We start from the raw sequence: 13500 nt of genomic DNA on the forward strand, positions 1-13500 counted from the left end.
CCCTGAACTCGTACGACGTGCCGCCGTGTTGTCGTCCGGTGGCGGCCCGCCGCCTCAGGGGCGCCAGGCCTCGATCGGGTTGCCCAGCCAGCGGGTGTCCGCCGGTACCGACTCGCCTGCCATCACGAGGGACGCGGGGCCCAGGGTCGAACGGGCTCCGATCTCGCTGCCGGGCAGCACGATCCCGCCCGGGCCCACGGTGGCACCCTCACGGAGAACCACAGTATCCGTCCGCAGGATCCGATCATGGAAGAGGTGTGTCTGCAGTACACAGCCCCGGTTCACGCTCACCGCGGGTTCGAGAGTGACCAGATCGGTCTCCGGCAGCCAGTAGCTCTCGCACCACACGCCCCGGCCGACGCGGGCGCCGAGCCCGCGCAGCCACAGGTTCAGGAGCGGGGTGCCGGGGACGGCGCCGACGAGCCAGGGCACGGCGACCGTCTCGACGAAGGTGTCGGCGAGTTCGTTGCGCCAGACGAAGCCGCACCACAGCGGGTGCTCTGCGGCGCGGTGCCGGCCGACGAGCAGCCATTTGGCGACGAGGGCGGCGAGGCAGCCGAGCACCCCGGCGCCCAGCAGCACCGCCCCGGACAGCAGTGCCGCCAGCCACCACCCGTGCTCCGCGGCCGCGGCGAGCAGCGCGGCCGTGAGGATCACGAGCACCGCCGAGCAGAGCACCGGGACGATCCGGCAGAGCTCGACCAGGGCGCGGGCCCACTTCAGGCGGGTGGGCGGCGCATAGGTGCGGCTGTCGTCGTGGGCGGCCGCCGGGCGGGGCAGTTCGACCGGCGGAAGCCCCAGGTAGGAGCTGCCCTTCCTGGCCTTCTTCGGGGTGGCCGAGAGTACGCCGATCAGCGCGTCGTCGGGCACGCGGCGGCCGGGCCCGGTCATGCCGGAGTTGCCGAGGAAGGCGCGCCGGCCGATCTCCGCGCGGCCGATGAGGACCCAGCCGCCGCCGAGTTCGTACGGGGCGGTCAGCGTGTCGTCGGCGAGGAAGGCGCCTTCGCCGACGGTGGTCAGGCCGGGCAGCGCGAGCACGGTGGACACTTCGGCGCCGCGTCCGACGCGCATGCCGAGCAGTCGCATCCAGAGTGGGGTGACGAGGGCGGCGTACAGCGGGAAGAGGACCTGCCGGGAGAGGTCCATGAGCTGGGTGACGGTCCAGGCCTGCCAGCCGACCCGGCTGTGGGTGGGGTGGGTGCCGGTGTGCAGGCCGAGGCCGAGCAGCCGTACGCCGACGAGGATCAGCGCGGCGTGGGCGAGGCCGAAGGCCAGGGTCGCGGGGACAAGCGCGAGCAGTGCGCCGCGTACGGCCCCGCCGAGTGCGGCATCGGCGGGCACGAAGGCGCGTGCCACGAAGAGCGCGGGTACCGCGGCCGCGACCGGGAGGAGGCTGAGTGCCGTGCCCGTCGCGCCGTACATCGCACGCCAGTGCACCGCGCGCGGCGGTCGCTCCTTCGGCCAGTCGCGCCTGGCCTTGCCCAGCTTGAGCGCGGGCGCTCCCGCCCAGCGCTGACCGGTCGGGATCTGCCCCCGCACGGCCGAGCCGGGCGCGACCTCGGCGCGCTTGCCGACCCGGGCGCCCGGGAACAGGACGCTGCGCGTGCCGACCACGGCTCCCGCGCCGACCCTGACGGCGCCGATCTCCAGGCGGTCGCCGTCCAGCCAGTGCCCGGACAGGTCCACCTCGGTGCCGACGGAGCAGCCGCGGCCGAGCCTGAGCAGACCGGTGACCGGGGGCAGCGAGTGCAGATCGACGTCGGGGCCGACCCTGGCGCCGAGGGCGCGGGCGTACCGCTCCAGCCAGGAGCCGGTCAGGGAGGTCGCGCCGCTGTACTCGGCGAGGCGTTCCGCGGTCCACAGGCGCAGGTGGACGGAGCCGCCGCGCGGATGGCTGCCGGGCGCGACACCGCGCAGGAGCAGCCGGGCGCCGCCCGCCGCGATGCCCAGACGGCCGGGCGGGCTGTACAGGACGAGGGCGCCGACGGCGATCGGCCACCAGGAGGCGGTCGGGATCCACGGGTGGGCGCCGAAGTGGTGCAGGACATTGCCGAGCGCGGCGAGCGCGACGGTCCAGCGCAGCCCGACAAGGGTGAACAGCGGTAACAGGAGGGCTAGTTGGGCCGCCTGGGCGCGTACGGGAACGGGGGCGACGGACCGGGCCGCGCCGTCGTCCCGCACGGACTTTTCCAGCCGCCGGGCGAGCTTGCGCAGGATGGGCCGGTCGTAGATGTCGATGACGGCGGCGCGCGGATAGCGGGTGCGCAGCCGGGTGGTGAGCCGGGCGGCGGCGAGGCTGCTGCCGCCGATCGCGAAGAAGTCGTCGGACGCGTCGGTCACGGAGGCGCCGAGGGTCTCGCTCCACTGTTCGGCGAGCCAGGCCTCGGTGCCGTACAGCTGCTCGGCCGCGGCGCCGGTGTCGAGGTCGGGCAGCGGCCAGGGCAACGCGTTGCGGTCGACCTTGCCGGAGGTGCGGGTGGGCAGCTCCTCGACGGGGACCAGCAACGGCACGAGTGCGGCGGGCAGTTCGGCACGCAGTCGGCCGACGGCGGCGGCGCGGTCGAAGCTGTCCTGGGTGACGAGGTAGCCGACGAGGAGCTGGTTGCCGCCGCGTGCCGTGCGCACGGCGGCGGCCGCGCCCGCGACGCCGGGCAGTGCCTGGAGGGCGGCGTCGACCTCGCCGAGTTCGATGCGGCGGCCGCCGAGCTTGATCTGCTCGTCGGCGCGGCCGAGGAAGATCAGGCCTGCGGGGTCCGCCTTGACGAGGTCGCCGCTGCGATAGGCGCGCTGCCAGCCCATCGACTCCAGGGGCGCGTACTTCTCGGCGTCCTTCTCGGGGTCGAGGTAGCGGGCGAGTCCCGCGCCGCCGATGACGAGCTGGCCGCTCGCGCCCATCGGCACGGGGCGGCCGGCCTCGTCGACGACGGCCAACTCCCAGCCGTCCAGCGGCAGTCCGATCCGGATGGGCTCCTCCCCTGTCATCAGCGCGGCGCACGCGACGACGGTGGCCTCGGTGGGGCCGTAGGTGTTCCACACCTCGCGGCCCTCGGTGACCAGGCGCTGGGCGAGCTCCGGCGGACAGGCCTCGCCACCGAAGATCAGCAGGCGTACGTCGCCCAGTGCCTCGGGCTCCCACAGTGCGGCGAGGGTCGGCACGGTGGAGACCACGGTGATCTCCTGCTCGACCAGCCACGGCCCGAGGTCGGCGCCGCTGCGCACCTGCGCGCGCGGCACCGGCACCAGGCAGGCGCCGTGCCGCCAGGCCAGCCACATCTCCTCGCACGAGGCGTCGAACGCGACGGACAGCCCGGCCATCACGCGGTCGCCGGGGCCGATCGGCTCCTCGGTCAGGAACAGCTTCGCCTCGGCGTCCACGAACGCGGCGGCACTGCGGTTGCTGACCGCGACGCCCTTGGGCCTGCCGGTCGAGCCGGAGGTGAAGATGATCCACGCGTCGTCCTCGGGCCCGGGCCGTCCGGCGGGGACGTCGGCGGGCTTGTCGACGGTGAACCCGTGTCCGGCGCCGATGACGGTACGGACCTCCGCCTCGCCGAAGACGAGGTCGGCGCGCTCGTCCGGGTCCTCCGCGTCGACCGGAACGTAGGCGGCACCGGCGGCGAGGACGGCGAGGATCGCGATGTACAACTCGTTGGTGCCACTCGGCGCGCGGACTCCGACGCGGTCGCCCCGGCCGACTCCGGCGGCGTCGAGCCCGCGCCGTAGCTGTTCCACCTCCGCGGCCAGCGCCCGGTACGTCAGTTGTCGGGTGCCGTCGTCGAGGGCGGGCTCGTCGGCGTGCGACCGCACCGTCGCGTCGAGAATGTCCATGAGGGTGCGCGGCTGCGCCGCGCACCCCGCGGCGAAGAGAGCGGGCTCCCCCAAGGGTTCGCTCAACTCGGCTTCCAGCAGGCCGAGTTCAGCGTTGGCGCGCGTGGCGTCCATCGGGTCCTATCGTCGAGGGCCGGGGACCCCCGGGAGTTCGCCGTTCCACCCCCGGTTTGCCCGAGGTTGTCCGGTCCTGGGATCAAACAACCGGCATAGCCTAGTCGGTTCACCTGCCGGCGGCACCGCGAACCGGGGACACCTCGCCCGGCTACGCCACGTCATGCCCGCGCAGCCATGTCCGCCAAGACACGGCTGCGAAAGGGGAGTTCATGTGTGTCATGAGCCTGTAACGGAGATCGGCTCCCTCTCGCGCCGGGCCGGACCGGCTGGCAGACTACAAAGGAGTTCAGACCGCCGCGGGGGAGGAACGGACGGCATGACAGCGACGATCTCCGTGAGGGTCGAGGGCCCCGTCGGGCTCGACGAGCCCGAGGAACTCCTCACCGACCTGGGGCGGGAGACCGGACTCGAGTGGCGGCTGGACGCGTCGGACGAGGACGGGGGAACGCTCGACGGAGGCCTGAGCGAGGCGCTGCTGATCGCGGTGCTCAGCAGCGCCACCAGCACCCTGGTGCAGGCCGCGGCTCAGCGCGCGATCGACAACTGGCGTGGGCGCAGGCTCGATCCGCCGCCGGTCACCATCGTCGTCGTCCCGCCACCGCCGCCGTCCCCGCCCCCGATCGCCGCCGACGGCGACGGCCCCGCCACGCCCGAGGGGAGCTGACGGACGTGGCCTCACGGGCACTGGTGATAGGCGTCGGGACCTACGACGAGCACTCCGGGATGAGCGGTTATCCGACGATCGAGAGGAGCGCCCGCGCCTACGGGGACACCCTCGCGCGGGATCCGCGGTGGGGCGACGCGGCCCGCTCGGTGATCCTCTCCGGTGACGCGGCGCGCTCCGCGGACGGCGTGATGCGCGCGCTGCAGGACGCGGCATCGGCCGGCGAGGGACCCGATGACACGCTGCTCGTGGTGTATGTCGGCCACGGCGCGTACTGGAAGGACGTCCCCGGAGGACAGGTCCACTTCGCCGTCGGCTCCTCGCGCGTCAACGAGCCGTGGACCTGGCTGTCCTCCTGGTACGTGTACCGGGCGATGCGGCAGAGCAAGGCCGGCCTGAAGGTCCTCATCACGGACTGCTGTTACTCGAACCTGCTGCCCCACCTCGGCCCGGAGTCCCCGCTCCCCGGCATCCTGGGCACCCGCTCCGACGGAACCTGCGTCTTCACCGCGGTCGGCGGCCACGTGCACAACGCGTCGGCCGACGCCTGCGCCAACCTGCCGGGCCCGCTCGACGGCTGCACCCCCTTCAGCGGACATCTGCTGAACGTGCTCGGCGAGGGCATGTCCGAGCACGACGACGACCTCACGCTCGGCGCCCTGCGCGCCGGCATAGACGAGGGCATGCAGGCCTGCGGGGTCCACGACGCGCCCCGGATGCTGCTCAACGACGCCTCCGAGGCGGCATCGCTGTTCACCAATCACGCCAAGGGCCGCCGCACGCCAGGGCGTGAGCCGCAGACCGAGGACGACTGGGTGCGCGAACTCAGGCTGTACGGCGAGCGCAAGCTGCGCCGCCTGATGCGGGAGCCGGCCCTCGCGGGCCGCGTGGTGGTCCGCCTCAAGTCCGGTGACGAGCAGAGCCGCGACCTGGCGAGCCGGGTCGAGCGCGGCGCCGCGGCGCTGCTGTCGAACCCCGTGGACTTCGTCCGCTACTGGGGTGAGATCGAGCCCGCGCTGCTGGGCGGCGGATGAGCGGCGGGGACGGCGCCCCGGGCGGGCGCCGCACCCATCTGCTGTTCCAGCCGGACGTGGCCAAACTGCTCACGGACGACTACGCGTGGGTCACCCAGGTCGACGGGCCGCAGTTCGCCCGGATCCTCGACCAGATGCGGTCCACGCGCAGCGAGGCCATGGCGATGCGCGCGCTCCACGCCTTCGCGCTGCGCCGCAGCGTCGACGAACTGGTGGACCTGTCGGACGGGTTCGATGCCCGGGACGCCGTCATGATCATGGCTACCGCCGCTTTGTCGCGCCCCGTCAGCGAGGCCGCCGAACTGGCCATGCTGCAACAGGTGCGCGAGACCGGACGCCCGAACGCGCCGATCACCGCGAGCCTCGTGCACGACGTCGCCTGCCAGCGCACGGCGTTCGACGTGGCGGTCTTCGTACGGGTCGTCTACGAGCAGTACTCCGAACTCGCGGACCGCACGGTGGCGGTGTTCGCCGGCCCCGGCTCGGGCCGCACCAACCTGGACAAGGTGCTGCTGCACACCGCGCTGCTCGACGAGAAGTGCCCTCGGCAGGCCGACCGGCTGCTGGAGCTGACGCTGCGCGCCGTCGCCACCGACGGGCCCGGCGGCACGGAGGAACAGGGCGAGGAGATAGCCGACCTCGCGGGGGCGTTCCTGCACCTCAGCCCGCACGGGCAGATCCTGGAGACGTGGGCGCAGACGCAGCTGAGCGCGCCGGACGCCCGGCAGGTGGACCACGCACGGCAGTTGATCGCCCGGCTGATCGCCCGGCGCGGCTCCGGGCACGACGCGCTGGCCGCCCACATCGGCCGCACCGCGCAACCGCGTGACGTGGTCAAACTCTGCGCCCTGCTGACCCGCGAGGAGGACTCCCCCGCCAAGTGCGCGCTGCTGCGCCACCACGCCGCCGGGCACACGGATGTCCAGGGGCTGGCCAAGCTGATATCGCTGTGGCACCGGGACCCGGTCCTGACGACGACCACGCGCGATCTGCTGACCGACATCGTGACCGTCCCCGTCGGCGCCGACGGGGCGCCTCGCTCCCTCGACGTCCTCGCCCAGCTGTGCGACTGGCTGAACGAGGAGGAGAGCGGCGACGACACCTGCGCGGCGCTGCTGTGCCATATCGCCGCCGTACAGGTGCGCGGCCGATCCGGCAGCGAGCTCGCCGAACTGCTGAACCGGATCAAGCGCAGCCGCGAGCGCACCCGCGCCGCGCACGAGGTGGGGCGGCAACTGGCCGTCACCGTGATGAATCCGTTCGGCGACCAGCAGTGGTTCGTGGACTGCCTGCGCGTGCTGCGGCAGAGCAGGCATGTCGAGTCGGTGGACGCCGCGTGCCGTGAACTGTCCGATCCGTCACCGGAGTTGACGGTCGACGCGGTGCTCGTCGCCGACGTCGCGGGGCAGTTGCACATGGTCGGCCTGGAGAAGGAGGCCTGGACGCTCCTCGAACGGTTCCTGGAGAACGAGCAGTTGGTGCAGCCGCGCGACGTGCTCGTCGTGGTGAACGGCATCCTGGCGATCCCGCTCCCCGACGCGGAGCTGCTGTTGCGGGCCACCGTGGGGCGCTGGTCGGACGTGCGGCACCGCGACGAGGCGGTCGACGCCCTCCGTTCGGCCGACCGGCGCGAGGCGGCCGACTGGATCGTCAAGTCCTTGCGCTGATCCGGGGGCGCGCGCTCGCCGCGCCGCGTCCGGTGGGCAGCGTGGGTCTCACCTGGTCCATGTAGCGGCGGGCCGCCCGTACGAGCAGCGGGAAGACCACGACGGCCGACAGCACGGAGCCGGACCGCGTGGCCGACGCGATGCCGTCTCCGAACAGTTCATGGAGCGCCGTGCAGGCCAGCAGCACACCCAGGTGGCCGACCAGCAAGAACAGCGGCGCCACCGCGGGATCGCCCCGCCGGGCGAGACGCGAGAGATGCTCGCGGGCGTCGTAGTGGCGCAGCAGCCGCCCGACGTACGGCAGGTCGCGCACGGCCAGCCAGGGCAGTGCGAGCAGGAGCGCCGAGCCGATGCCGACCGCCGCCATGCCCCGCCATACGTCGGCCCACCCCGCCTCGTGGAGCACCACGGCGATCGCCACGAACGCGCAGTACGCCAGGGACCACCGCACCACCCTGCGGACACCGTTCACGTCGGCGCCGGGCAGCGCCACGAGCACCACGCCCGGCATGGCGTAGACCACCATGATCGGCACGCTGTTGAGGGCGACGAGTTCCTCCCAGTTGCCGCGGACGACGGCGAGCGCGGCGAGCCCTATGACGAGGTTGACGATGAGGATCATCCAGTACGCGTCGATCTCCCCGCCCCGGAAGCGGAACGAGGCCCGGCGCGCCGTCTGCAGTCCGCGATGGGTGAGGTGGGCGCGGCTGAGGGCGGCGACCTCGCGGGTCAGGGCGTGGGTGAACACGATGCCGGAGCCCATCGGGGACAGCACGGCGTTCAGGCGGATCAGCCAGGCCAGCCATGTCATGGACGCGGCCGTGGCGAACTGGGCGTACGGCGACTGCAGCATGTCGGCGGTGAGCGATCCGCAGTGCCGGGAGAACACGTACTGCAGCGCCGTGTACAGGGCGACGGCGCCGACGAGCGTGCCGTAGACGGCCCAGCGCAGGCGGGCAGCCTCACCCATGCCGCGCCGCTTGACGTTGCCCGCGAAGTCCAAGGGGGCCTGGAAGCCGATGTACGCGTAGATGATGCCGCCGCCGAGCACCACGTACAGGGGCGAGAAGTGTCCGGCCTCCGAGCGCAGATGCCGGACGCTTCCCGACTGGGCGCTGAGGTACCAGACGTGGTCGGGGGCGCAGCCGCGGACGGTGCTGGTCGCGGCCAGGGCGAGACAGCCGATGATGAGCAGCGGGACGAGCACCTTGACCACGGTGATGAACAGGTTCAGCCGGATCAGCCGTCGGGCCGGCAGCAGATTGAACCCGACGATCACCGCCATCAGAACGACGGCGAAGAGGGCGCCGGTGACCGACAGGTCGTAGGCGCGTTCCATGCCTTGCGGGGACAGGCCGCCGACCTCCGCGCCGGCCCGCCCGCTGCGCAGCAGTGACGGGAACCAGTGGGCGAGGCCGCGCACCATGGCGGCGGCCTCGCTCGCCGGGTTCACCGCGTAGACGATCCACAGGGCGGCGGCCACGACGGTGGCCACGAGCGGCCCGGCGGCCTGCAGCGGCAGGAAGATCAGGCCGCCGGTCTTGGGCGCGGCGATACCCAGCTCGACCATGACGGCGGCGATCAGCAGCATCAGGGCGCCGCCGATCACCCACGCCCACACGGCGTCCCGGCCTGCCGCCCAGTGCGCCTGCCCGGCCGCGAGCAGCCAGCCCGATCCCACGACGCCGCCCGCCGCGAGTCCCACCAGATCGAGGACGGACAGCCGCCGCCCCTCGTCCACATCCTCCGCTGAACCGCCCCTGTCCCCCATGTTGCCCAACCCCCTCCCGCACCCCCGGAGTTACGAGCTGGCCAGGGTATCCCCAATGCCGTCCGGAGGGCAGGTGAACAACACAACGACCGGGGGCGGACCTGTGCCTACGGACCCAGGTCGCGCGCGACGATCTCCTTCATGATCTCCGTGGTGCCTCCGTAGATGGTGGTGATGCGCGAATCGAGGTGGTCGTGGGCGATGCGGTATTCGAGCATGCAGCCGTAGGCGACGCGCAGTTGGAGGCAGCGTCCGACGATCCCGACGCGGCGTCCGCAGCGCTCAGTTCGCCGCGGGAGTGTCTGGCGAGCGGTGCGTCGCTGGAAACGTGACCTGACCTGATCAGCGGCGCACGTTCATGGCCGCATCTGGATCAGCGCGTGCGTGCCGTCCGTACGCCACCGCCGGTCGTGGGCGGCGTCCAGAGCCGACTCCGTCGACGCGTCGAGACCGACCAGTACGTCGGACTTCAAGGTGCGCAACGCGGCCACCGGGCCGGGGAAATACGCGGTGGGCTCGGCGAACGGAGTGGTGGCGGGCCACAATCGGTCGCCCACCAGGCGCCGGTAGTTCAGATCACCCTTCATGACGGTCACCGAGGCCTGCGCGAAGTCGCCGCGCAGGTCGTCGGGCATGTCCGCGTACGGCAGCGGCGCGCAGGAGAAGGCGTGCGCGCGGACCGCGATCCGCCCCTGCGCCATGTCCTCCCACAGACGCTCGCCCACCGTGCGCGCGGCGCCCTCGGCCCGGCGCAGATGGCGCAGGCAGTCGACGACATCGGCGGTGGTGGCGTCGGAGACGTAGTACGGGTACGGCTTGACGTGCAGAACGACCCGCTCGACGCCGCTGTGGCGCAGCAGGTGGTCGATCAGGAGGAGGTCGGGGACGAGTTCGCGTCCGGCGTTGTCCGCGACCACGCAGACGGTCGCCGAAGAACCCGTGGCCAGCAGCGACCGGAGCGACCGCGAGTCGTCGGCGACGAGCGGCGTGTCCGCCGCGGTGTCCGGGTCGCCGCCGGAAGCGATGCGGAAGCCGAGATCGGCGCGGTTGCCCCAGAGGGAGCCGTGCAGGAGTGCCTGCGCCTGTACGTCGACGGACTTCGTCGCGAGCCGGTCGAGAGCCCGCAGCTCCGCCGTCGCCTCCGCGGTGTGCAGTTCGGCCTGCTTGAACGGGCGGAACGGGTCGATCCCCTGCCAGGGCCCGGGCCTGAAGTAGCCGACGGACTCGAGGAGTTGGCGGTAGAAGTAGCTCTCCGCCCACAGGAACGGCACGTCGAACCACGAACGCCCGAAGTACTCCCGCCCCCACCGCGCCCACTGCTCGCCATCGTGCGCGTCCGCGCCGAGCGGCTCGATCTCGCCCTCCGTGCCCTGCTTCAGGAGCGCGTCGAGCGCGGCGCGCTGTTCGGGGCCGTAGGGAAAGGCGTCGCGGACCTTCCGGATCAGTGCCGGATGCCGTTCGGCGAGCACGCTCCGGGCGAAGGATCCCGGCTCGTTGCACAGGATGACGGGGGCATCGGGGGTGTCGGGCATGGGATGCGGTCCTCTTGTTCAGTGCACGGTCGGGGGTCTGGCGTCGGAGCTCGGGACGGAGCCAGGTGACCCATCCTGCCGGGCGCGGCCGGGATGAGCGCGACGCACAACGAAACGTTTGCGTTTCGATGATCGATGGGCGTAGCGTTTAGCGGTACGAAACCGTTTCGGTTCGCTCAGTCGCGGACGACCACCGCGAGCGAACCCACGCACCACTGCCACCACCATCACCACCGTCAGGCAAGGAACGTATGGGGCTTCCCGAACCCCTCACCCGCTGGACACCGCGGCCCCGGCTCGCACGCGGGCCGCGCACCGCGGCGAGACCGACCGCGCCGAGCCTGCTCGCGGCCTCCCGCCGCATACGGCCCGCGGCCGGCACCGGCCACCCCCTCCAGCGCCCCGTGGACACCGTCGTCCTCCCCCGGCTCCTGGACGCCTGACCACCCACCGGCCCGACCCGGTTCCCGAACCCCCACAGCCCGAAGGACCACGCATGTCCACCACCCTCGACGCGCGCGAGCGTCCGGCCCCGGTCACGCAGCCGCCGGGCGCCCCGGCGGCGCACCACGTCCCCCACCGCTGGTGGGTCCTGGCCGTCATCGGCCTCGCCCAGTTGATGGTGGTGCTGGACGCCACCATCGTGAACATCGCCCTGCCGTCCGCCCAGGCGGACCTGGGCTTCTCCGACGACGGCCGCCAGTGGGTCGTCACCGCCTACTCCCTGGCCTTCGGCAGTCTGCTGCTGCTCGGCGGCAAGCTGTCCGACCTCTTCGGACGCAAGGCGACACTGCTCATCGGGCTGGTGGGATTCGCCGGCTCGTCCGCGCTGGCCGGTGCCGCCACCGGCTTCTCGATGCTCGTCGCGGGCCGCGCCCTGCAAGGTGTCTTCGGCGCGGTCCTCGCGCCCACCGCGATGGCCCTGCTGACCACGACCTTCACCGAACCCAAGGAGCGCGCCCGCGCCTTCGGCATCTTCGGCGCCATCGCCGGGTCCGGTGGCGCCATCGGCATGCTGCTCGGCGGCTTCCTCACCGAGCACCTCGACTGGCGCTGGACGCTCTACGTCAACCTCGTCATCGCCGCCTTCGCGGTCATCGGCGCGATCATCTTCATCCGCAAGCCGGCGCCCACCGCCCGCCCCAAGCTCGACCTTCTGGGCACCCTGCTGGTCGCGTCCGGCGTCTTCGGCATCGTCTTCGGCTTCTCCAACGCCGAGACGCACAGCTGGAGCAACTGGCTCTGCTGGGCCTTCCTGACCGCGGGAGTCGTGCTGCTCGCGCTCTTCTTCGTATGGCAGTCACGGGCGAAGCACCCGTTGCTGCCGCTGCGGGTCCTCGCCGACCGCAACCGCGCCGCCTCGTACCTGAGCGTGTTCATCACCGGCGCGGGCATGTTCGGGATCTTCCTGTTCCTCACGTACTACCTGCAGACGGTCCTCGGCTACAGCCCGATGAAGACGGGCGCCTCGTTCCTGCCGATGATCCTCTCGCTCATGGTGATGGCACAGCTCGCCACCATGGTGCTGATCCCGAAGCTCGGCCCGAAGCCGATCGTCCCGGTCGGCATGGGGCTCACCGCGGGCGGTCTGGTCTGGCTCACCGGCCTGGACGTGCACAGCACCTACAGCGCGCACGTGCTGCCGCCGCTGATCATCATCGGCCTCGGCATCGGCATGGTGATGCCCGTCGCGATGAGCCTCGCCACCCTCGGGGTCGACCCGAAGGACCAGGGCGTCGCCGCCGCGACCGTCAACACCATGCAGCAGGTGGGCGGTTCGATCGGTACGGCGCTGTTCAGCACCATGGCCGCGACCGCCGCCGACAACTACATCGCCGACCACGGCGCCTCGGGGGCAAGCCGGGCCCAGGCCGCCGTCGAGAGCTACGCGACCGCGTACTGGTGGGCCGCCGCGTTCTTCGCGGCCGGTCTCGTCATCGCGCTCCTGATGTACCGCGCGGGCCGTCCGACGGCGCACGCACGGCCGAAGGCCGCCGCGGCCCCGGCCGCCGAAGCCGATGACACCGCCGAGGTCGCTGCTGCTGAGGCCGCTCCCGCAGTCGTCGCCACCGCCCCGGCGGTGAACGGTCCGGGCGTGCACGGCCGGGTCCTCGACGGGGACGGCGCTCCCCTTCCGGGCGCCGTCGTCACCCTGGTCGACCGCGCCGGCGCCCAGGTCGGCCGCGCCACCGCCGCCGGCGACGGCAGCTACGCGGTGTCGGCCCCGTCCGGCGACGGCGCCGGGCACGTTCTCGTCGGCGCCTCCCCCGGCCGCGACCCGCGGGTCGCCACGCTCGCCCTGCGCGCGGACGGACCGGTCACCTTCGACCTCGTCCTCACCGGCGACGGCGGCCTGTTCGGCACCGTGCGGGCGGAGTCCGGCTCGGCACCCGTCACGGGCGCGCTGGTCGTCACCACCGACGAGCGCGGCGAGACCGTCGGCACGGCACTCACCGACCCGGCCGGCGCGTACTCCCTGCCCCAACTGCCGCCCGGCGCCTACACGTTCACCGCGAGCGCGGAGGGCTTCCAGCCCTACGCGGGGCAGACCCACGTCACGCACGGCACCGCCACGCGGCAGGACGCCGTACTGCGCTCCGCCGCATCGCTCACCGGCACCGTGCGGGGCACCGACGGCTCCCCCGTGAACGATGCCCGCGTCACCCTGCTCGACCAGGCCGGCAATGTGGTCGCCGTCCACACCACGGGCTCCGACGGCGCCTACGCGTTCGCCGGTCTGTCCGGCACCGCGTACACCGTGATCGCCAGCGGCTACCCGCCGGTGTCGACGCCGGTCACCGTGGCACCCAGCGGCAACCCGAGCGACCTCGACGTCGCGCTCGGCCACGGCGACTGACCCTCCTCGATCACTCCACCGCCGCGGGCG

9 protein-coding genes are annotated in these 13500 nt (G+C 72.6%); 5 read left to right on the forward strand and 4 right to left on the reverse strand.

Going from position 1 to position 13500, the window contains the following annotated elements; all coding sequences use genetic code 11:
- Positions 1 to 54: 54 nt before the first annotated feature.
- The gene (locus AB0J02_RS21745) at positions 55 to 3942 is read right to left on the reverse strand and encodes a Pls/PosA family non-ribosomal peptide synthetase (RefSeq protein ID WP_363195367.1); all 3888 of its coding nucleotides are present in this window, start codon (positions 3940 to 3942) and stop codon (positions 55 to 57) included.
- 319 nt (positions 3943 to 4261) lie between these two features.
- Between AB0J02_RS21745 and AB0J02_RS21750 the strand changes: the two genes are divergently transcribed.
- The 3 genes from AB0J02_RS21750 to AB0J02_RS21760 are packed head-to-tail and all read left to right on the forward strand — an operon-like array spanning position 4262 to position 7310.
- Positions 4262 to 4609 carry a hypothetical protein gene (locus AB0J02_RS21750; RefSeq protein WP_363195368.1) on the forward strand — a complete coding sequence of 116 codons (348 nt, stop codon included), beginning with the start codon at positions 4262 to 4264 and terminating at the stop codon, positions 4607 to 4609.
- A gap of 5 nt (positions 4610 to 4614) precedes the next feature.
- The gene (locus AB0J02_RS21755; protein WP_363195369.1) at positions 4615 to 5643 is read left to right on the forward strand and encodes a hypothetical protein; all 1029 of its coding nucleotides are present in this window, start codon (positions 4615 to 4617) and stop codon (positions 5641 to 5643) included.
- Positions 5640 to 7310, forward strand: coding sequence for a hypothetical protein (locus AB0J02_RS21760; protein WP_363195370.1), 1671 nt, complete (start codon positions 5640 to 5642; stop codon positions 7308 to 7310). Before AB0J02_RS21755 ends, AB0J02_RS21760 begins: the two co-directional genes overlap by 4 nt.
- Here the strand turns inward: AB0J02_RS21760 and AB0J02_RS21765 are convergent.
- From AB0J02_RS21765 to AB0J02_RS21775, 3 genes are all read right to left on the reverse strand, one after another.
- Positions 7294 to 9081: an APC family permease gene (locus tag AB0J02_RS21765; RefSeq protein ID WP_363195371.1), complete on the reverse strand. Its 1788-nt coding sequence runs from the start codon at positions 9079 to 9081 to the stop codon at positions 7294 to 7296. The two genes, AB0J02_RS21760 and AB0J02_RS21765, sit on opposite strands and share 17 nt — an antisense overlap.
- Positions 9082 to 9188: 107 nt before the next feature.
- Positions 9189 to 9299, reverse strand: coding sequence for an acyl-CoA dehydrogenase family protein (locus AB0J02_RS21770; protein WP_363195372.1), 111 nt, complete (start codon positions 9297 to 9299; stop codon positions 9189 to 9191).
- A 138-nt stretch (positions 9300 to 9437) separates the two neighbouring features.
- The gene (locus AB0J02_RS21775) at positions 9438 to 10613 is read right to left on the reverse strand and encodes a damage-control phosphatase ARMT1 family protein (protein WP_363195373.1); all 1176 of its coding nucleotides are present in this window, start codon (positions 10611 to 10613) and stop codon (positions 9438 to 9440) included.
- A gap of 251 nt (positions 10614 to 10864) precedes the next feature.
- Here AB0J02_RS21775 and AB0J02_RS21780 point away from each other — a divergent pair, with 251 nt between their 5' ends.
- Both AB0J02_RS21780 and AB0J02_RS21785 read left to right on the forward strand, forming a co-directional pair.
- Positions 10865 to 11056, forward strand: coding sequence for a hypothetical protein (locus AB0J02_RS21780; protein ID WP_363195374.1), 192 nt, complete (start codon positions 10865 to 10867; stop codon positions 11054 to 11056).
- Positions 11057 to 11109: 53 nt separating this feature from the next.
- Positions 11110 to 13470, forward strand: a complete 2361-nt coding sequence (locus AB0J02_RS21785; RefSeq protein ID WP_363195375.1) for an MFS transporter — start codon at positions 11110 to 11112, stop codon at positions 13468 to 13470.
- Positions 13471 to 13500 lie beyond the last annotated feature (30 nt).

It is taken from the genome of Streptomyces sp. NPDC050264 (assembly GCF_040655895.1).
Taxonomy (GTDB): Bacteria; Actinomycetota; Actinomycetes; order Streptomycetales; family Streptomycetaceae; genus Streptomyces.